Source organism: Mycobacterium sp. E802, from assembly GCF_001666875.1.
Lineage (GTDB): Bacteria > Actinomycetota > Actinomycetes > Mycobacteriales > Mycobacteriaceae > Mycobacterium.
The window spans coordinates 35202-54376 of the sequence record NZ_LZJD01000067.1 but is presented as its reverse complement, the minus strand read 5'-3'; the positions used below and the strand labels follow the sequence as shown (position 1 = coordinate 54376).

Genomic DNA, 19175 nt, shown 5'->3' with positions numbered 1-19175 from the left:
TCAGGGCGCGACGGGAGGGGGCTCTTGGGGCGGCGGCTCAGCGGGTACCGGCTCCGGCGCCGGGGGTGCCGTTTGTGGTTCCGGAGCGACTACTTCCGGCGGCGGCGGGGCAGCGTCCGCCGGCGGCTCCGGCAACGGGGGCGGAGCGACCTCCGGTGCGGGTGGCATCTGGTCCGCAGGCAGCAGATCGGGCGCAGCGGGCACCGGTTCCAGCTCGGGGGGTGGTTCAGCGATGGTTTCGGGCGGCGGCGATTGCCACTCGGGAGGCACCGACTCCACGCCGGGTTCCGATGGCGCAGTCCACAACCCGGTGTCCTCGGGCAGCGCGGTACCGGATTGGTCCAGCACGTACTCGGGTTCCACAGCCTGCTGCTCCACCGGCTCGGACATCGGAGGCGGGTCCGGTGCCGGCGGCGCAGGGGCCGGGACGACAACCGCAGGTGTGGGAGGCACGGAGACCGAGTCGCCCGAGGTGCTCACGACCGGGCGGGTGGTCCGCTGGGGCGTCGGCTCGGCGCCCGGGACCAGCTGCTGACCGATCGCCACGGACAGCGACACCGCGAAGGCCACCACGCCGCCGACCAGGATCGCCAGCGGGGTCAAATGTGTTGCCGCCCAGCGCCGGCCGATCCCGATCACACCGTCGTCACCGAACACCGCACGTCGCTGCGCCGAGGCCAGTGCCGCTCCCCGGGCCAACGGCAAACCGGGTTCCGCCGGCGTGAACACCGGCACGGCAAGTGCGCGTTCCACTTTCGGCAGGACGGAATCGAGGTCCACCGCGGATCCCACCACGACCAACGCATCCGGACGGTGCTCGGCCTCGTCGAACATCACCGACAACCAGTCGGTCAGGCCGGCCACCGTCTCGATTCCACGACTGACCGTGGTCTGCACCTGGTCATCGCCGGTCACCGTCATCGCCTGCACGACATCGGGTTCCAGAACACACACGCCGGTCGTGCCGAATCCGACAATTCCGGCCACCCGCCGCGCAAGAGCATCGGTGGCCTGGGGCAACCGAACCGGAACCACCTCCGCGATCTCGGCCTCCGCCAACTTCGTCAGCAGCACCGCCGCCTCGGCACCCGCCCCGGTACTCCACGTGACACCGACGGCCGCCAACCGCTGACCACGCTCTGCGGCAGCCCGTTCGGCACGCCGCGCCGCAACCACAACCCGGTCGCAGATCTCGGCGGTTGCTGACGACGAATACCCACGGATATCGAAGGCATCGTGATCGACGGTCGCTCCGTCGGCCTCGCAGCCCTCCACCAGGACCAGGCCGACGGTGGACGGTGTCATCGAGACACCGAGCACCACCGCGTCCACATGCACCCCCTCGGAACCGTGGCCGTCGTCAGAATATTTCCGGTGACATTACCGGGTGGCAATATGCCGTTCGACCGCTGTGCCGTCAGCGCCTGCACTACCGGTCGCATCCAAATGTGCTGTGCCGCAAAACAGCCAGTACACGGACGGATAGCGGTTTGCCCCGTTGCATTGAACCGGCGACCCCCGGCCCGCGACGATTACCGACGCGTCAGATCTGACGATCCCGTAGATCGCCGCCGAGAATCTCGGCCAACAACGACGGCTCGATGTTGCCTCCCGAGACGATGGCGACAGCGGGACCCGGCGGTGCGCTCACCTTGCGATACCCGGCCAACGCCACCGCCCCGCTGGGTTCGGCAACCAGGTGGGCCCGGTGCGCCAGTTCGGCTACCGCGGAACGGATCTCACCTTCGGTCACGGTGATGACGTCGTCGATGACCCGCTGCAGGTGCGCGAACGTCAACGCCGACGGGGTGGCCCGCAACCCATCGGCAATCGTTCGATTCCGCTGCGCCGCAGTCCAACTCACCGGGTGGCCGGCGGCCAGGCCGGCCGCGGTGTCGGCGGCGAGTTCCGGCTCCACGCCGAACACCTTTGCCTGCGGACACAACGCCCGGATCGCGGTACCGACACCCGAGGCCAGGCCGCCACCGCTGATCGGGATGAAGACGGCCGCGACGGCCGGCAGGTCCTCGGCGATCTCCAGACCGATCGTGCCCTGCCCGGCGATGATGTCGGCATGGTCGAAGGGCGGCACGAGCACGCCACCGGTGCGCTCGACCAGTTCGGCTGCCACCGACTCCCGCTCACCCGACTCGCACAACACGACATTCGCCCCGTGGTCACGAGTGGCCTGAACTTTGACCGTCGGTGTTTCCGCCGGCATCACGATGTGCGCGGCCACCCCGAACACCGCGGCCGCATACGCCACTGCCTGGGCGTGATTACCGCTGGAGTAGGCCACCACTCCCCTGGCCCGTGTGCTGTGATCGATTCGGCCCAAGGCGTTGAACGCACCTCGAATCTTGAATGCGCCGATCGGTTGCAGGTTCTCCGGTTTGAGCCACAGCGGCCGTTGCGGATCACCCCAACGAGCGGGTAGCAGCGGGGTCCGCACGATGTCCGGCGCGATCCGGCGGGCGGCGGCGTCGATGTCGTCGATGGTCACCAACTTCACGTCCCCCAGTCTCTCCTGCGTTCGACGCCGGCGAAAGCCGAGACTGTGCCACGCCGCTACCGTGGAGCCCGTGAACGAGTAGCTGATCGGTCAGATTTTCCCAGCCGGATCGCCAGCCGCCCGACCATGGCGACCACGACCAACACCACCAGTGCCGACAACCATGGCCACGCCCCGTGCCGGTGCACCCACCCGGCGAACGCACCCTGCAACCGCCCGGCCGCCGTGATCACAGGATCAACGGGATCACCTGCGGCAGTGTACAACTCAATTTCGTACCAGCCGTAATAGGCGACGTAGGCGCCGACGGCGATCAGGAGCGCGCCACCGATTCGGTTGGCGTAGGGCACGAAGCGCCGCAACCGGTCGACGACCACGGCGCCCGCCAGCGCGGCACTGACCGCCAGCACCCCGACCACAAGCGCGAAACCCGCGGCGTACCCGGCGAACACCGCAAACCGGTGCCAGGCGGTGGTGGATTCCAGCGTGGCGCCGGTGACCGCCAGGAACGGGCCCACGGTGCACGACAACGACGCCAACGCGTACCCCACGCCGTAGCCGGCCATCGAACCCAGCCGGGCCGATGGTGCCCAGCCGGCCCGCTGTGTCACCGCACCAGGTAGCCACAGCCCGAACCGGCGGCCGGCAAGCAGCCAACCACCGAGCAGGACCAGCGCTACACCGATGACGAGCGTGACGTAGGGCAGATACCGTTGCACGGTGCCCGCGGCGGCGACCGTCAGCAGCCCGAACATGCCGAACACCGCGACGAAACCCGCCGTCATGACCATCGTGGCCACCAACGCCCGACTCACGGCGTTCACTGGACCGCCTGGCGAGGGGCCGCGTACCACCAAGACGAGATATCCGGGCAACAATGCGAACCCGCAGGGGTTGAGTGCGGCCACCAGTCCGGCGGCCAACGCCAACCCCACCAGGTTGTCTGCCACGTCCGGGGACTAGCTCTGCAGGGCCGCGACCCGATCGGCCAACTCCTGCTCGGGCATGGCCGATGTCGGGTTGTTGACGAACGTCGACGACCCGTCCGAACGGTAGAAGACATAGGCGGGCTGCCACGGCACGTGGTAGCGGGCCCAGATCGACCCGTCGGCGTCGTTGAGATTCGTGAAACCGAGATGGTATTTGTCGATGAAGCCCTGCATCGCCCCGACATCGGCGTGCGCCGCCACACCGACAAAGCTCACCTGCGGGTTCGCCGCGGCGACCTGACTCACCGACGGTGCCTCGGCATTGCAGAACGGACACCACGGCGTCCAGAACCACAACACCGCGGGTCGCCCGGCCAAGCTCGACCCGCTGAACGGGGCGCCTGACACGGTGGTGGCGGTGAACTGCAGGCGATCATCGGCGACCGCGGTCGGTGCGGTGACCAGTGCCAGCAGCATGGCGACCGTGCACAGCACGCCTGCCACGGCAGACTCGAGTCGCATCCTCATGGCATCGTCTCCTTCGCTCAGCACGCAGCGCACGTACGGCGCGTACGTGAGTTGACACGACCGTCGGCGCCTCTGGGTTCACCGGTGGGTGAGGTGCGGGCAAGCGCCCCTCTTGTGCCGGGTCGTCCCGCGGTCCAGAGTGAGAAAATGAGCGAGCAATGGATTCAAGGGTGCTTGGTCCAGCGGATCACGTTTCGTGAAGGCCTGGTGCTCAACCTCAACGACTACAACGAGCTGGTCATCTCGGTGCCACTCGAGCTGACCCTGCCGGCCACCGCGACCGATGAGTCCGAGGTCGTCTCGATCGACCCGCGGGCACTGCGCAACGAGGTGCGCCCGCTGTTCGATTTTGCCGGGCAACGCTGCACGCACGCCGACTGGGAGGACAACGGCAGCCTGCATCTGAGCTTTTCCGACGGTCACCGGATCGATGTCCGCCCCGACGAGCACCGAACGTCGTGGGAGCTGTACGGGAAGTATCACGGCTACGCCGCGTGCCTGGCCCACGGGCGGGTGCGCGTCGTGCGCCACGATCAAGACGATTTCGAACCGGGTGATGACGGCCAACCGACCCGAGAGAGCGGTTGACCGGCACCCGAGGAGGGCCGCCGAACACCGGCGTCAGTTCACGCCGACCCCGATGATCGGGATCCACACCCCGAACAGCCATACGCCCCACTGACGGAACCCATTGTCCCACACGGGGTTCAAGTTGTAGCCCCAGTAGTTCACGGTTCGCGGCAACGGACCGCCACGCCAGTGCAGCGGAGGTGGCGGACCCCAGCCCCACGGCGGTGGCCCGTTGCGGTCGTCCCACCAGTCGTGGCGATTGTTGGCCCACCAGGGCCCCTTGTCGTCCCAATGGTCACGTCGATGATCGAAGTCACGCCCCGGCGGACCACCATCGCAGAACGGGAAACAGTCATCGTGGGCGTGTTGCCCCGGCTTCAACGGAGCCGGCACGGTCGGCATGGTCGGCGTCGCCGCGGCCACCGGTGCCCCCGCACCCAACGCTCCCAGCGTCAACACCGCCGCCACAAACTTGGTCAGTTTCATTCCTGAACCTCCTGAGGTCGTGACCCCGGCGCCGGCCATCCCCCAATGGTCCGGCGCCGCAACGTTTGCCAACCCGCTTGGCTGCGCGTGGCGATACGTAGCACCCCGATGGGGTATCGCGATCGCCGATCCGGGCGTTACCCACTGCCCGGGCCGGTTGCGCTCTACGCTGGCTGAGGTGGGAATTGCAACGCGCGTCAACGGGGCCCCGCCGCCCGACGTATCTCGCGCCGACATCGACCTCGGTTCATGGCGGTTTTGGCGCAACGACGACGATGTCCGGGATGGGGCCTTTGCGACGCTACGGCGCGAAGCACCGATCTCATTTCACCCGGCCTGCGTCGAAGACGGTTTCCCGGAAAGCAATGGGCACTGGGCGGTGACCCGATATGACGACGTGTTCTACGCCAGCCGTCACCCCGATATCTTCAGCTCCGCGTCCGGTATCACGATCGGCGACCAAACCCCGGAGCTGGCCGAGTATTTCGGTTCGATGATCGCCATGGACGATCCCCGTCACACCCGGCTGCGCAACATCGTGCGCAGTGCATTCACTCCGCGGGTGGTGTCCCTGATCGAAGATTCGGTGCGTGACCGCGCCCGCCGGCTGGTGGCCGACATGGTGGCGCGAAATCCGGATCGCTGTGCCGATCTGGTCACCGAGTTCTCCGGGCCGCTTCCCCTACAGATCATCTGCGACATGATGGGTATCCCCGAGGCCGATCATCAACGAATCTTCCATTGGACCAACGTGATCCTGGGTTTCGGTGACCCGGACCTCAGCACCGACTTCGATGAGTTCGTCTCGGTCGCCATGGAGATCGGCGCGTATGCGACCGCACTCGCCGACGAGCGCCGCCGCGCACCGGCCGAGGACCTCACCACCAGCCTGGTGCAGGCCGAGGTGGACGGTGAGCGACTGACCTCGGCCGAGGTGGCCTCCTTCTTCATCCTGTTGGTGGTCGCCGGAAACGAGACCACCCGCAATGCGATCAGTCACGGGGTCTTGGCCTTGACGCGGTACCCCGAGCAGCGCGCGCTGTGGTGGTCACGTTTCGACGAGCTGGCACCGACCGCGGTGGAAGAGATCGTCCGCTGGGCGTCCCCGGTGAGTTACATGCGCCGGACGGTCACGCGCGACACCGTGCTCGGCGGGACGCCATTGCCGGTCGGCGCCAAGGTGACCTTGTGGTACGGATCGGCCAACCGGGACGAGTCGAAGTTCGCCGACCCATGGCTCTTCGACGTCACCCGCACACCCAACCCGCATCTCGGGTTCGGCGGTGGCGGAGCGCACTTCTGCCTGGGGGCGAACCTGGCGCGGCGAGAGATCACCGTGGCCTTCGAGGAGCTGCACCGCCGGCTACCCGACATCACGGTGACCGAGGAGCCCGACCGGTTGCTGTCGTCGTTCATCCACGGCATCAAGCGCATGCCGGTGGCCTGGGGGTAGGTCACCTGACGGTCAGCGTGCCGACCATCGCGGGGTGGTACAGGCAGTAGAACGCGTACTGGCCCGGCTTGTCCGGCGCAGTGAGCGTCGCGCGGCCCTTCCCGTCGACATGGACGTCGAACACCCCCTTGTCGCGGGACGTCACCGAATGTTCGACCTCGTCGTCGTTGACAATGGCGATGTGGGTGCCGGGGGCGACCGTGAGCGCCTTGCTGAAGCCCATTCCGGCGATCGTGATCGTCGGACCGCCCGGCGCGGGCTGGACGGTCGACTGCTGCGGCGCAGCATGGTCGGCTTGGCTGCACGCCACAGTGAGCCAGGCGCCCAGGCACGCCGCCACCACCAACATCGCAAGCCGATTCATCCCTGCCCCCTGCGTTGAGTCCCGACAGGCAATTATCGGTTCTCGGGGCGGGGCGAGGCAGCCGAATCTGCCGATCGGCCCACGAGGACCCCGCCGGCGAAGGCCGCCACGAGCACGCCGATGATCACCCAGGCCAGCACGCTGGAGCCACCGACCAGATCGCTGAGATTCGTCAGGATCAGTGTCAGCGCGCCCAGCAGTCCGACCAGGCCCAGCGCCGGGGCGATCCGGACCCGCCACAGCGACAGGCCATGCCGGTCACCACCGAAGTACACCAGCACCGCGACGCTGGTGGCGATCATCAGGAGCACCACCCCGACTGTGGTCGCACCGGCGAACCAGGTGTAGAACTGCGCGGCCGGATCCAGCCCGAACACCACAGCCGACACGACGCCGACCGCGACCACACCCGAGACCCACAAGGACGCCAGGTGCGGTGAGCCGTGTCGATCGTGCGGCCGGCTGAGCACCGCGGGCAGGACGTCGCGTTGCGACAGCGCGAACACGTACCGCGAGGCCACGTTGTGGAAGGCCAGGATGCAGGCGAACAGACTGGTGAAGTACAGCACCGTGATGAGGTCGGCGCCCGCGGCACCGATGTAGCGACGCGCGGTGTCGCCCAGGAAGGTGGCACCCGAATCCGTGGCCTGCGTGACGGCCTGTTCGTCGCCCCATCCGGAGATCAGCGCCCAGCTGGTGACGGCGTAGAACACGCCGATGAGGACCAATGCCAGGTACGTGGCGCGGGGAATGGTGTGCTCGGGCGTGCGGGCCTCGTCCCGGAAGATCGCGGTGGCTTCGAACCCGACATAGCTGATGATGGCGAACAACAGCCCGATGCCGAGCGACCCGGACAGGACCGCATCCGGATCGACGATGCCCGAAGACAATCCGTGGTCGCCGCCGCGTGCCACGATCACCAGATCGAGCACCAGCACGATCGCGATCTCGGCGGTGAGCAGGACTCCCAGCACGCGACTGGACAATTCGATGTTGCGGTAGCCCAGGTAGGTGGTCACTGCGAACGCCACCGCGGCGAACACCCACCACGGAAGGGCGGGGCCGCCGGCCAGTTCGAGGACACTGGCCCCGGCCGGGCCGAGCAGCCCGTATACGCCGGCCTCCAGCGCCACATAGCTCACCAGCGCGACGAACGCGATCCCGATGCCCGTGGGGAGTCCGAGCGACTGCCGAACATAGGAGAAGAAGGCACCGGCTTCCTCGACATACGGGGTCATCGCGGTGAACCCGACGGCGAACAGCAACAGCACCAGGGTCGCGGCGATGAAGGTAGCGGGAAATCCCGTTCCGTTACCCGAGGCGATACCCAACGGCACGACACCGCCGATCACCCCCAGCGGCGCCGCGGCCGCGACGACCATGAACACGATCGAGGTGACGCCGAGGCTGCCGCGAAGCTGCCGCCCGGTGGCAGACGGTGGCGAGCCCAATGACTCCGGGACTGTGGTGGTTTCGGACATGGGCGACCGTCCTTCAGACAGCGGGTGCGTGGATATGACCCGCGGACCATAGGGTCGCGTCGACCCGGCGCACCAGATCTCGCGTCACCGTGCGCAAAATTCGCCCGGCTACGTGCCGCCGAGGACGGCGAGCATGCCGGCGGCCGCCCGGGGCCAGGTGAACTGCTCGGCACGCCGCCGAGCACTGTGGCGCCGCTGCGTTTCGGGCCGGCTGATCACCGTGGTGACCGCGCGGGCGATGGCGTGCGCGTCGTTGTCCGCGGTGGCCCCGCTGTCGCTGGTGAGGATCTCGGCGAGCGCCGAGGTCCGGGACACCACCGCGGGCGTTCCGCAGGCCAGTGCTTCCAGCGCGGCCAGACCGAACGTCTCGTGCGGGCCCGGGGCAAGGGCGACGTCGGCCGAGGCCAGGATGGTCGCCACGGTGTCGCGGCAGCCGATGTACCCGGTGAACGCCACCGGCAGGCCGTCGGCATGGCGTTGCAGACGTGCCCGCAACGGCCCCTCGCCGACCACCACCAGACGGGCATCCACACCTGAATCCCGAAGGGCGGCGACGGTGTCGATGCTACGGTCGGCATGTTTTTCCACCGACAGCCGACCGCAGTGCACCAGCAGGGTCTGTTGCGGGGCGGCCCACCGGCTGCGCATCCGGACCGAGTGGCGTCGCGGGTGGAACTGTTCGAGGTCCACGCCCAGGGGCACCGTCGCGACATTGTCCGCGCCGATCCGGTCGAACTCCTCGCGTGCGAAGGCCGTCGTGCACACCACCGCGTCGTAGTTCGCCGCGCTGCGCCGATTGGCGAAGTCCGCGACGGCCCGGGCGGCCGACGTCGGCAGCACCTGACCGACCAACCGGTCCAGCCGTTCGTGCGAGATCATCACGGTGGCCACGTCACGGTCACGCCCCCACGGACCCAGCGACCGCAGGGTCAACCGGTCCGACACCTCGATGGCGTCGGGGCGCAGCCGCTGCAGCAGCGCGGTCACCGGCCCCGGAAGCACCGCCCGGTAACCGCCGGTGAACGGGATGAGCCTGGCGGGCAGCGAGATTCGTACGACGCCGCTGGGCAGCACGTGCCGGTCCGGATGCGCACCGGGCACGACGAGGAACACCTCGTGCCCCAACGCCCGGTACTCGGCGCCGAGCCGGTCGACCGCGGTGCGCAGACCGCCCGAGCGCGGGCCGTAGAAGTTGGCGACCTGGACAACCCGCATGCCCCCGATCACAACCGGGTTGCATGTGCGGTCAACAACGCCGTTGCCACCATGACCTGAACAGCCGCTGAACAACCACTGGACGATCAGACGAAATGCCGAATCGCCGCGGTGGAACCGCACGCGGCGGATACTCATCCGATGGGCGGCACACCGGACCCGGAGGCGCTGGCCGGACGCATCGCCGTGGTGGCCGGGGCCACCCGCGGCGCCGGCCGCGGGATCGCCGCGGCGCTCGGTGAAGCGGGCGCGACCGTGGTGTGCACCGGCCGGAGCAGCCGATGCGGAAGTCGCGACTCGGACTACGACCGGCCCGAAACCATCGAGGAAACAGCGGAATTGGTCTCGGAACTCGGTGGCACCGGTATCGCCGTGCAGGTCGACCATCTCGATGTGTCGCAGGTGCGCAAGCTGGCCGGGCGGCTCAAGGCCGATTACACCCACATTGACATCCTCGTCAACGACATCTGGGGCGCCGAGGTGCTCAAAGGACCCCCGGACACCTGGGGCCGGCCGATGTGGCAGCACGACCTCGACGACGGGTTACGGATGATGCGCCTGGGTTTGGACACCCATCTGATCACCTCGCACTCCCTGCTGCCGCTGCTCGCCGACCGACCCGGCGGGCTGCTGGTCGAGATCACCGACGGCACAACCGAATTCAATGCCGCCAACCCGCGCCTCTCGGTCTTCTACGATCTGGTCAAAAATGCGGTGAACCGGCTGGCCTTCAGCCATGGCTACGAGCTCGCGGCGTTCGGTGCCACCGCCGTGGCGGTCACACCGGGATGGCTGCGCTCGGAGATGATGCTCGACAACTATGGCGCCACCGAGGCCAACTGGCGGTGTGCGCTGGATCTGGCGCGCACCGACGGCTACCCGGCCGCACCGCCCGGTTTCGCCGAGTCGGAGTCGCCACGCTTCGTGGGACGCGGGGTTGCCGCGATGGCCGCCGATCCGGACCGGGCCCGCTGGAATCAGCGGTCGGTCAGCTCGTCGGCGTTGGCCCGCCACTACGGATTCACCGACCTCGACGGGCGGCTGCCCGACGTATGGCTGCCGCTGTAAGCGCACGTCAGCGCACAGCATCGGCACCGGTAGACATTTTTTCAAATCTGTTCACCGATTTCGTTGACACCGGCGCAAGCGGATTGTTCTATGGCTGAGTGAGCTTCGACACAATCATCCGGAACGGCCGCTGGTTCGACGGCAGCGGCGCCCCGTCGGCGCTGCGCACCATCGGTATTCGCGACGGGCACGTGGTGGCCATCTCCCCCGACGCCCTCGACGAGACGGACTGCCCACAGATCATCGACGCCACCGGCAAATGGGTGCTACCGGGGATGCTGGACATCCACACGCATTACGACGTCGAGGTGCTGAACGGCCCGTCATTGTCGGAGTCCCTGCGCCACGGCGTGACCACCGCGATGCTCGGCTCGTGCTCGTTGTCGACCGTCCACGTCGGTGGAGTCGACGCGGGTGATCTGTTCGGCCGGGTCGAGGCGATCCCACGCGACCAGGTCATCACCGCGGTCGACGAGCACAAGACCTGGACCAGTTGCGGCGAATACGTGTCGGCATTGGAGTCACTGCCGCTCGGGCCGAATCTGGCCGCCTTCATCGGGCATTCCGACATGCGCACCGCGGTGATGGGCCTGGACCGGGCCACCCGGAAAGACGAACGGCCCACCGCCGCCGAACAGGCCCGTATGGAGCAGATGCTGGCCGAGGCGCTGGACGCCGGGTTCGTCGGAATGTCGTCCCAGCAACTGCTTTTCGACAAGATCGACGGAGACACCTGCCGGTCGCGCACGCTGCCGTCGACCTACGCCCGCTCCCGCGAACTGCGCCGGCTCAAATCGATGCTGCGCCGCGCCGGCCGGGTGCTGCAGTCCGGGCCCGACATCCAGAATCCGCTCAACCTGGCCTCGCAGGTCGCCCAGTCGCTCGGGGTGTTCCGCAAGCCGCTCAAGACCAGCCTGCTCTCGGCCGCCGACGTCAAGGCCAACCCGTACGCGATCTGGATCATGGGACCGCTGGCCCGCGCGGCCAACGCGCTCGGTGGCAACTTCCGCTGGCAACATCTTCCCGTGCCGTTCGAGGTCTACGCCGACGGCATCGACCTGGTGGTGTTCGAGGAGTTCGGGTCCGGGGCGGCCGCACTGCACCTGCGCGACGAGGTGGAGCGCAACGCCCTCCTGCGCGACGAGTCCTACCGGCGCCGGTTCCGCAAGGACTACGACAGCAAGTTCGGTGTACGCGTGTGGCACCGCGACTTCTTCGACGCCGACATCGTGGCGTGCCCGGACGAGTCCGTGGTGGGCAAGTCGTTCGGCCAGGTCGGACAGGACCGCGGCGGGCTGCACCCCGTCGACGCCTTCCTGGACCTGGTGCTCGAGCACGGCACCGCGATCCGCTGGCGGACCACGATCTCCAACCACCGACCCGAAGTGCTCAAGAAGCTGGCGCGCGACCCGGGCATCCAGCTCGGCTTCTCCGATGCCGGTGCCCACCTGCGCAACATGGCCTTCTACAACATGGGGCTGCGGCTCCTGCGCCACGTCCGCGACGCCGAACGGGCGGGCAATCCGTTCATGTCGATCGAACGTGCGGTACACCGACTCACCGGTGAGCTCGCCGACTGGTACCGGATCGACGCCGGACACCTGCGCATCGGGGACCGTGCCGACGTCGTCGTCATCGACCCCGAGCGCCTCGACGACTCTCTCGACGCCTACGCCGAGGAGACCGTCGACCACTACGGCGGCCTGTCGCGCATGGTGAACCGCAACGACGAGACCGTGACCGCGGTACTCGTCGGCGGCCGTACGGTATTCGCCGACGGCGAGCTGACCGCCCTGGTGGGGCACCAACGTACCGGCCGGTTCCTACGAGCCGGCGATCGCGCGTCCGTCGAGAAAGGTCAATTGTCCAGTGCCCGTTGAGGAAACCGTGCGAAGCATGTGGAAAGCCCTGTCGGACCGAAACTGGGAGCTGCTCAAGACCTACCTGTCGGACGACTGCATCTACCTCGACATGCCGGTCGGGCCCGCCGCGGCCGCCAAAGGGCCCGAGGACATCGTCAAGCGCCTCAAGATCGGCTTGGAACCCCTGTCCTCCTATGAGAACTTCTCCGGCCTACTGGTTCACAACGGAGCCGATGCCATGTACGAGCACCACGAGCAATGGCATTGGCCCAGTGGGGAATCCGCGGTGCTGAAGTTCGTCACCGTACACCGGGTGGAAAACGGCAAGGTCACGCTGTGGAAGGACTACTGGGACATGAGCGCGCTGGCCGACCATGCCCCACCGGACTGGATGGAGAATTTCGCCACCGCCGACATGTCGTGGGTGTTCGACGCCACCGGGCTGGTCTGAGCGAGGCCGGCAGCCGGTCAGCCGATATCCCAGACCAGACAGAACGGGTGCCCGGCCGGATCCCGGAACACCCGGAAGTTGTTCTCGCCGACGGCATCGGTGACCCGCGTCGCACCCAGCGCCAGCACCGCGCGCTCGGCCGCGTTCGGATCATCGACCAGGATGTCGAGGTGAATCTGCTGTGACCCCCGCGGATCGGGAAACACCGGCGGCTCGTGCTGCGGTGACTGCTGGCAGGCCACCCGTCGGCCCTCCGGATCCGTCACCACCACCCAGGTCTCGTCCTCGGTGGTGATCTCGCCCCCGAGCAGCCCGGCATAGAACTCGGCCAGCGCCCGCGGATTTCGGGTGTCCAACACGGTGGAGCGGAGTCGTCCGATCATGACGGCTGGATTGCCGTGCCGACGGCTCGACAAACCGGCGCAGGTCAGAGGGTCAGCTTGCAGCTCTGGCCGATGTCGAGGGTGCGCAGCATCCGGCCCATGCCGAGCCACATCGCACACGACAGCGCCAGGTCGGTGAGCAACTCGGCGTCGAAGTGCTCGCCGGCCCGGTCCCAGAAGTCCTCGTCGTCCCGCAATTCGGTGTGGCCGGTGGCGAATCGGTGCGCGAACTCGGCGGCGATCCGCTCCTGGGCGGAATAGCCGGGCCAGGTCCGCCAGTCGGCGGCATGGTCGTAGAGATCCTCGTCCACCCCCGCCGCGGCGCCTTCCGAATCACGGGTGTTCTGGCACACCGTGCATTCGTTGTCGAGCGCGATCACCATCCGGGCCAGTTCGCGAACCCGTAGCGGCAGCCGACCCTTGGTGTACACCGCGTTGGTGAAGTTGGCCATCGCGGTGCCGATGTCAGGCGATGTGAGGATCCAGCCGGCCACGTCGTCGTCGGGGAAGTCTCCGATACGGCTCATGGCCGAATCGTACGCGCGGCCGACCATTTCTGGAACAAGTTCTAATTTGTTGTCTTCGCGCCGGCCAGCGCGGGGGTTCGCTCGTCGTCACCCCAGTCCCGCTGCACAACAACCCGGTGCGCGATGCGCTCGAGGGCGGCCTCGACCTGAGCCCGGTCCGGGCGACCTTCGAAAGACGGTGACTCCCCCAGTTTCTCGACGATTCTTCCCACCAGTGCGGCGGAAACTCCGTCGACCTGACGTAAGCCACTCTGGGTCAGCCACAGACTGTCACCAGTGCGCAGCACGTAACCGTCCTGAACCAGGCGGTTGAACGTCGGTTCCAGCACTTCGTAAGGTACGACGAGCCGATCGGCGATCTCGGTCAGGCGGGCGGAGCCGAACACCTGGCTGTGCCGGTAGATCTTGAGCAGTGCCCACAGTCCGGCCACATCGAGCTCACATCCCGGGCTCCCGGCGACGGTCCGCAATCGGATCTCGGGTGAGCTGCGCATCAACCGACTGATCACGGTCTCCAGCACCTGGTCCGCCGACTCCGCGCTGGGCATGCCGAAGCCTTCGCCCAGATCGGCCGCCAGCGTCGTCTCGGCCTCGAGCAGCGGCACCTCTTTGAGGAACAGGGCCACCACGAAACCCAGCAGGGCCACCGGCGCCGCGCACAGGAACACCAGATCTAGCGCGTCGGCATAGGCGTTGACGATCGGAGCGGCGACCTCTGGCGGCAGCTCGTGCAGGGCCTTGGGTGAGGCGCCCGCGACGGCCGGCGCGCCACTGTCAGCCAGCGCACCGGGCAGCCGGTCGGACAGGAACCCGGCAAACAGCGACCCGAAGATCGCCGCGCCGAACGAACTGCCGATCGTCCGGAAGAACGTCACGCCGGAGGTTGCCACGCCCAGATCGGCGAAACTCGACGTGTTCTGCACGATGAGGACCAGCACCTGCATGCACATGCCGATACCGGCGCCGAGGATCAACAGGTACAGCGACTGCAGCGGGATGGGCGTCGCGGCATTCATCCGGGACAGCAGCACGAAACCGACCAGCATGATCGCCGTTCCGGCGACCGGGTAGATCTTGTAACGCCCGGTGCGGCCCACCAGACTGCCGCTGACGGTCGAGGTGATCAGCAGCCCGAGCACCATCGGCATGGTCCGCAGACCGGACTCTGACGGCGAGACGCCGTCGACGAACTGCATGAAGGTCGGCATGAACGTCAGCGCACCGAGCATCGCGAACCCAACCACCAGCGACAGCACACAGCACATCGAGAACACGGGGTTTCGGAACAGCCGCATCGGCAGGATCGGCTCGGCGGCCCGCAGCTCCACCCGCACGAACATCGCCAGTGCCAGGACAGAACCGATGACCAACCCGATGATGACGGGTGACGTCCAGGCCAGCTCGCCGCCGAGACTGGTCGCCAAGGTGAGACCGGACGCGCCGATCCCGACCCAGACGATGCCGGCGTAATCGATGACCGGTCGGGCAGTCCGGACCGCCAGCGCCGGGATGGTGGCGGCCGAGACCACCAGGACGACAACCCCGACCGGGATGCTGAGCCAGAACGCCCACCGCCAGCCGAGGTGATCGGTGACGAACCCGCCCAGCAGTGGGCCGGCCACGGTGGTGACACCGAACACCGCCCCGAGCGCACCCTGATACCGACCCCGATCACGCAGCGGGATCACCTCGGCGATCAACGCCGACGACGTCACCATGATCGCGCCGCCGCCGATGCCCTGCAGGGCCCGCGCGGCCACCAGCATGGCCATCGAACCCGACAGCCCGCTGAGCACCGAGCCCACGAGAAAACACAGGACGGCGGTCTGATACACCGCTTTGCGCCCGAAGATGTCGCCCACCTTGCCGACGACGGCGGTGACGACTGTCGAAGCCAACAGGTAGCTGGTCACCACCCAGGCCTGATGGCCGGCACCGCCGAGATCGGCCACCACGGTGGGCAGTGCGGTGGCGACGATGGTCTGGTTGAGCGAGGCCAGCAGCATGCCGAGCAGGACGGCGACGAACACCAGGTTGCGTCGGCGCACGCTGAGCAGCGGTGCGCCGCCGGTCGACTGTTCGTCGGTTGTCGTCGGGCTGCTCATGAGATCCTTTCGCCGGCCTGGGGTCAGCACCTATATCGTTAGATAGGCTATGAAAGTTACACCACGAACAAAGCCGCCCCGGGCATCCGGTGGTTCACCGGCTACCCGGGGCAGCCCGAGTTGAAAACGCCCGTCGCTTCTGGTTTCTACTTGGGCGGCCGCGAGACGCACTGCGCGGCGTAGAGCGCGTCGCCCAACTTGTCCATCAGCTCCAGTTGCGTTTCGAGGTAGTCGATGTGACCTTCCTCGTCGGCCAGGATGGTCTCCAGGATGCCCGCCGAGGTGGCGTCCTGCTTCTCCCGGCACATGATGATCCCCGGCTTGAGCCTGGCCACCACCTCGTACTCGATCGCCAGGTCGGCCTCGAACTGCTCCCGCAACGTCTGCCCGACGCGCAGGGAGAACAGCCGCTGATAGTTCGGCAGACCGTCCAACAGCAGGATTCGATCGGTGATGGTCTCCGCGTGCCGCATCTCTTCGAATGATTCGGCGCGGGTGTGTTCCGCCAGTTCGGTAAATCCCCAATTGTCCTGCATCTTCGAATGCAGGAAATATTGGTTAATTGCGGTGAGTTCGCTCGTCAATTGCTCGTTGAGCAATTTCAGAACATCCGGATCGCCTTGCATCGTGACTCCTAAGCACCTTGAGGGCTGGTCAAGTGTTGCCTTTTGCTGCGCCCAACCAATCTAGTGCAGAAAGGGCACTCTAAGGCAACGCTCAACACCGAATTTCGGCGTGTTCTCGCGATATTGCCGGACTCTCGTCCCGCGCGCGGCGCGGTGTGGCCACGATGAGTGGACTGCCTGTCCTAACTAAGGTTAGACTCCGCTAACGTGTCGAACACCCCCGAAAGAAAGGCGATGAAAATGAGTGAGTACGATTTACACTCGCTCATTTTGTCGTGCGATTTCCGGGTCGACGACGTGGAACAGATGTGGAAATGGATGGAGAAACATCGTTCCGGGCTGCAATCGATCGGCGCGCACCATGTGGTGCTTTACAAATCGATTTGGGAGCCGGGCCGGGTACTGGTGACGATCGGCATCCGGCATGCCCGGTCGATCCGTGACGTCCTGCGCTCGCCGGCGATTTTCGAGTGGTTCGATATTTCCGGCGTCGAAGATATTCCACCGGTATTCGGCGGCGAAGTGGTGGAGAAGATCGACCTGACCGAGCCGTCCCCACGCGGGCATGTGGCCGGGGTCATCGTGGGTGCCGTCGCCACCGTCGACGACGTGCCCACCCTGATGCGCAAGGTGCACGACGGCCTCGACCGCTTCGAGCAGGGCGGCATCCGCAAGATCTGGGTGTACCAGGCGCTCGACGACGGCCAGGAAGTGATGATCCTGCAGGAGGTCTCCGACGAGGTCAGCGCCCGCCAGTGGATCGACCACCCCGACGCGGCGGCCGAGTGGATGACCACGGCGGGATTCGGTGCCTACCCGACCCTGTTCGTGGGCAAGTTGGCCCACATCATGAACGTCGACGAGCAGGACTACTGATGTTCGTCTGTCTGTGCACCGGGACGACCAGTCAGGTCGTCAGCGAGATCGTGGCCTCGGGGGCCACCACCTCCAAGGCCGTGGCCGAGGCCTGCGGTGCCGGCGCCGACTGCGGACGCTGCCGGCGTACGATCCGCGCGATCATCGCCGCTCACCTGGCCGAGGACTGCTCCTCTCAGGTCAACGGCTGCCCCTCGCGGGTCACCCGCTAGTTTTCCGATCGGCGAACTGCGCCAGCGCATCTGCGTTGGCCGCCGCGCCCACCAGCTCGACGAACAATGCCTTCTCCCGCTCGACGGCCGCCGAGATGGCCTCGCGGATCGGGGCCACCATGGTCTGCTTGACGGCCATCAGGCTCGAAATCGGCTTGGCGGCAAGAATTTCGGCGTGCTGCCGGGCCTGCGACAGCAGGTCGTCGGGTTCACACACCTGCCACACCAGGCCCATCTGGGCCGCCTGCTGCGCGTCGATCCACTCCGAGGACATCAACAGCCAGGCAGCATTCTGCCTGCCGAGCAATCGCGGCATCAGGTACGAGGATGCTGCTTCCGGCGCCACGCCTAGACTGGTGAACGGGCACTTCAGCCGCGCCGTGGACGACATGAACGCCAGATCGGCGAAGCCCAGGATCGTCGTACCGATACCCACGCCGACCCCGTTCACCGCGCAGATCAACGGTTTCGGGAAATCGGCCAGCACCTCGATCATCCCGTAGAACCCGTGCTCGCCCGGCGTGAAATCCGGGTTGGCGATGCGGTGCTGCATCTCGACGAGATCGTTGCCCGCGCTGAACGCCCGTCCGGCCCCGGTCAGCAGCACCACCGCCACCTCGGGATCCTCGGCTGCGGCGCGAAGTGCCACGGTCACCTCGTCATACAGTGCCTCGTTGAATGCGTTGAGCGCATCAGGACGGTTGAGGGTCAGCGTGCGAACCCGATTGTCGTCCTCGATCAGCAGGGTCAATTTCCACTCCTCGCGTGCGCGCCGTGACCGCTGCAGCCTAACTAGAACACGTTTCACTCTCGGGTGCCGGGTCGGCGAACGGACTCCGGTAGACATAGCGACTGGTCGGCACGGTGTCGATGTTTGTGCTCGCGCCGAAGGCGTCGGTGCTGGCCACCATCCGGCGCATGCGATCGGCCAGATCGTCGTCGTTTGCGGCACCGAAGAACGCGTGCAGATCCGACACCGCCGCCAGTGGGAACAGCTCCTCCACGATGCCGTCGATCGCAGGAGCATCCGCGGTGAGCGCGCGCACCACGGTGTTCTGGGTGTAGCCGAACGTGTCCTGGGTTTCGATGGCCACCGATGTGTGGTCGCGGTGCCAGCGGTGCAGCCAGGTCGCCTCGTCGAGTTCGGCCGGCCGGCGAAGCAGTGCGATGTTGGCCAGCCCATCGGTACGCTCACCCGCCGCCGTCGGCGCAGGCGTCATGGGCACCGATTCGGTGACCAGGTAGGCCGCGATCGAATCGCACTCGGCAGCAAGAACTTTCAATGCACTCTCGACGGGTTCGGCGTAGTACTGCCGGACCCACATGCTGACCACCGCCATCACCGGCGGGTCCAGCGTCGTCAACGTCATCAAGGAGTCACGCACCGCGTCATCACGCACATTGATTGTCAACCCCGGCAGTCCGAGAGCCAGCAGATGATCGCAGACCCGGGTTCGCAATCGGTCACACCACTGCTCATCCGACTGCTCGGCGCGCAACAGAACGATGACTTTCTCCACGTGGGAG

General features: G+C 67.0%; 21 protein-coding genes. 7 read left to right on the top strand and 14 right to left on the bottom strand.

Features of this window, described 5'->3' with window-relative positions; genetic code table 11:
- The 4 genes from A5699_RS10190 to A5699_RS10175 form a co-directional block, all read right to left on the bottom strand.
- Nucleotides 1-1332 (bottom strand): hypothetical protein, encoded by a 1332-nt coding sequence (locus A5699_RS10190; RefSeq protein ID WP_067768785.1) that lies wholly within the window; start codon nucleotides 1330-1332, stop codon nucleotides 1-3.
- Between the two features lie 211 nt (nucleotides 1333-1543).
- Nucleotides 1544-2512: a threonine/serine dehydratase gene (locus tag A5699_RS10185; RefSeq protein WP_067768783.1), complete on the bottom strand. Its 969-nt coding sequence runs from the start codon at nucleotides 2510-2512 to the stop codon at nucleotides 1544-1546.
- A 56-nt stretch (nucleotides 2513-2568) separates the two neighbouring features.
- Complete coding sequence (locus A5699_RS10180) at nucleotides 2569-3462, bottom strand: cytochrome c biogenesis CcdA family protein (RefSeq protein WP_067768781.1); 894 nt, start codon at nucleotides 3460-3462, stop codon at nucleotides 2569-2571.
- A 9-nt stretch (nucleotides 3463-3471) separates the two neighbouring features.
- Nucleotides 3472-3918, bottom strand: coding sequence for a protein disulfide oxidoreductase (locus tag A5699_RS10175; RefSeq protein ID WP_369806683.1), 447 nt, complete (start codon nucleotides 3916-3918; stop codon nucleotides 3472-3474).
- A 198-nt stretch (nucleotides 3919-4116) separates the two neighbouring features.
- Here A5699_RS10175 and A5699_RS10170 point away from each other — a divergent pair, with 198 nt between their 5' ends.
- Entirely contained in the window at nucleotides 4117-4557 is a 441-nt protein-coding gene (locus A5699_RS10170) for a DUF6188 family protein (RefSeq protein WP_067768779.1), read from the top strand.
- Between the two features lie 33 nt (nucleotides 4558-4590).
- Here the strand turns inward: A5699_RS10170 and A5699_RS10165 are convergent, their stop codons facing one another.
- Entirely contained in the window at nucleotides 4591-5025 is a 435-nt protein-coding gene (locus A5699_RS10165) for a hypothetical protein (RefSeq protein WP_067768776.1), read from the bottom strand.
- 178 nt (nucleotides 5026-5203) lie between these two features.
- On the opposite strand from A5699_RS10165, the gene A5699_RS10160 reads away from it, so the two are divergent.
- Nucleotides 5204-6478: a cytochrome P450 gene (locus A5699_RS10160; protein WP_067768774.1), complete on the top strand. Its 1275-nt coding sequence runs from the start codon at nucleotides 5204-5206 to the stop codon at nucleotides 6476-6478.
- 1 nt (nucleotide 6479) lies between these two features.
- On the opposite strand, the gene A5699_RS10155 is transcribed toward A5699_RS10160, so the two are convergent.
- From A5699_RS10155 to A5699_RS10145, 3 genes are all read right to left on the bottom strand, one after another.
- Entirely contained in the window at nucleotides 6480-6842 is a 363-nt protein-coding gene (locus A5699_RS10155; RefSeq protein ID WP_067768772.1) for a cupredoxin domain-containing protein, read from the bottom strand.
- Nucleotides 6843-6874: 32 nt separating this feature from the next.
- Nucleotides 6875-8323: an APC family permease gene (locus tag A5699_RS10150; protein WP_067768770.1), complete on the bottom strand. Its 1449-nt coding sequence runs from the start codon at nucleotides 8321-8323 to the stop codon at nucleotides 6875-6877.
- A 108-nt stretch (nucleotides 8324-8431) separates the two neighbouring features.
- On the bottom strand, nucleotides 8432-9538 hold the full coding sequence (locus A5699_RS10145) for a glycosyltransferase (RefSeq protein ID WP_067768845.1): 1107 nt from the start codon (nucleotides 9536-9538) through the stop codon (nucleotides 8432-8434).
- 141 nt (nucleotides 9539-9679) lie between these two features.
- On the opposite strand from A5699_RS10145, the gene A5699_RS10140 reads away from it, so the two are divergent.
- The 3 genes from A5699_RS10140 (at nucleotide 9680) to A5699_RS10130 (ending at nucleotide 12919) form a co-directional block, all read left to right on the top strand.
- Entirely contained in the window at nucleotides 9680-10606 is a 927-nt protein-coding gene (locus tag A5699_RS10140) for an SDR family oxidoreductase (protein WP_067768768.1), read from the top strand.
- A gap of 98 nt (nucleotides 10607-10704) precedes the next feature.
- On the top strand, nucleotides 10705-12486 hold the full coding sequence (locus A5699_RS10135) for an amidohydrolase family protein (RefSeq protein ID WP_067768766.1): 1782 nt from the start codon (nucleotides 10705-10707) through the stop codon (nucleotides 12484-12486).
- Nucleotides 12476-12919, top strand: coding sequence for a nuclear transport factor 2 family protein (locus tag A5699_RS10130; protein ID WP_067768764.1), 444 nt, complete (start codon nucleotides 12476-12478; stop codon nucleotides 12917-12919). The genes A5699_RS10135 and A5699_RS10130 overlap by 11 nt, the downstream gene beginning before the upstream one ends.
- A 17-nt stretch (nucleotides 12920-12936) precedes the next feature.
- Here A5699_RS10130 and A5699_RS10125 read toward each other — a convergent pair whose 3' ends face one another.
- The 4 genes from A5699_RS10125 to bfr all read right to left on the bottom strand — a co-directional run bounded on the left by A5699_RS10125 (nucleotide 12937) and on the right by bfr (nucleotide 16560).
- Nucleotides 12937-13302, bottom strand: a complete 366-nt coding sequence (locus A5699_RS10125) for a VOC family protein (protein WP_067768762.1) — start codon at nucleotides 13300-13302, stop codon at nucleotides 12937-12939.
- Nucleotides 13303-13346: 44 nt separating this feature from the next.
- Nucleotides 13347-13829, bottom strand: coding sequence for a carboxymuconolactone decarboxylase family protein (locus A5699_RS10120; RefSeq protein WP_067768843.1), 483 nt, complete (start codon nucleotides 13827-13829; stop codon nucleotides 13347-13349).
- A 41-nt stretch (nucleotides 13830-13870) separates the two neighbouring features.
- Nucleotides 13871-15934: an MDR family MFS transporter gene (locus A5699_RS10115; protein ID WP_067768760.1), complete on the bottom strand. Its 2064-nt coding sequence runs from the start codon at nucleotides 15932-15934 to the stop codon at nucleotides 13871-13873.
- Between the two features lie 146 nt (nucleotides 15935-16080).
- Entirely contained in the window at nucleotides 16081-16560 is a 480-nt protein-coding gene (bfr, locus tag A5699_RS10110) for a bacterioferritin (protein ID WP_067768758.1), read from the bottom strand.
- A gap of 240 nt (nucleotides 16561-16800) precedes the next feature.
- Here bfr and A5699_RS10105 point away from each other — a divergent pair, with 240 nt between their 5' ends.
- Together A5699_RS10105 and A5699_RS10100 are read left to right on the top strand one after the other, a co-directional pair.
- Entirely contained in the window at nucleotides 16801-17436 is a 636-nt protein-coding gene (locus tag A5699_RS10105; RefSeq protein ID WP_067768756.1) for a fatty-acid--CoA ligase, read from the top strand.
- A complete protein-coding gene (locus A5699_RS10100) occupies nucleotides 17436-17648 on the top strand; it encodes a bacterioferritin-associated ferredoxin (protein ID WP_067768754.1) in 213 nt (70 codons plus the stop codon). The genes A5699_RS10105 and A5699_RS10100 overlap by 1 nt, the downstream gene beginning before the upstream one ends.
- On the opposite strand, the gene A5699_RS10095 is transcribed toward A5699_RS10100, so the two are convergent.
- The gene (locus tag A5699_RS10095) at nucleotides 17638-18399 is read right to left on the bottom strand and encodes an enoyl-CoA hydratase/isomerase family protein (RefSeq protein WP_067768751.1); all 762 of its coding nucleotides are present in this window, start codon (nucleotides 18397-18399) and stop codon (nucleotides 17638-17640) included. The genes A5699_RS10100 and A5699_RS10095 overlap by 11 nt on opposite strands.
- Before the next feature lie 37 nt (nucleotides 18400-18436).
- On the bottom strand, nucleotides 18437-19168 hold the full coding sequence (locus tag A5699_RS10090; protein WP_067768749.1) for an EthD domain-containing protein: 732 nt from the start codon (nucleotides 19166-19168) through the stop codon (nucleotides 18437-18439).
- Between the last annotated feature and the right edge of the window lie 7 nt (nucleotides 19169-19175).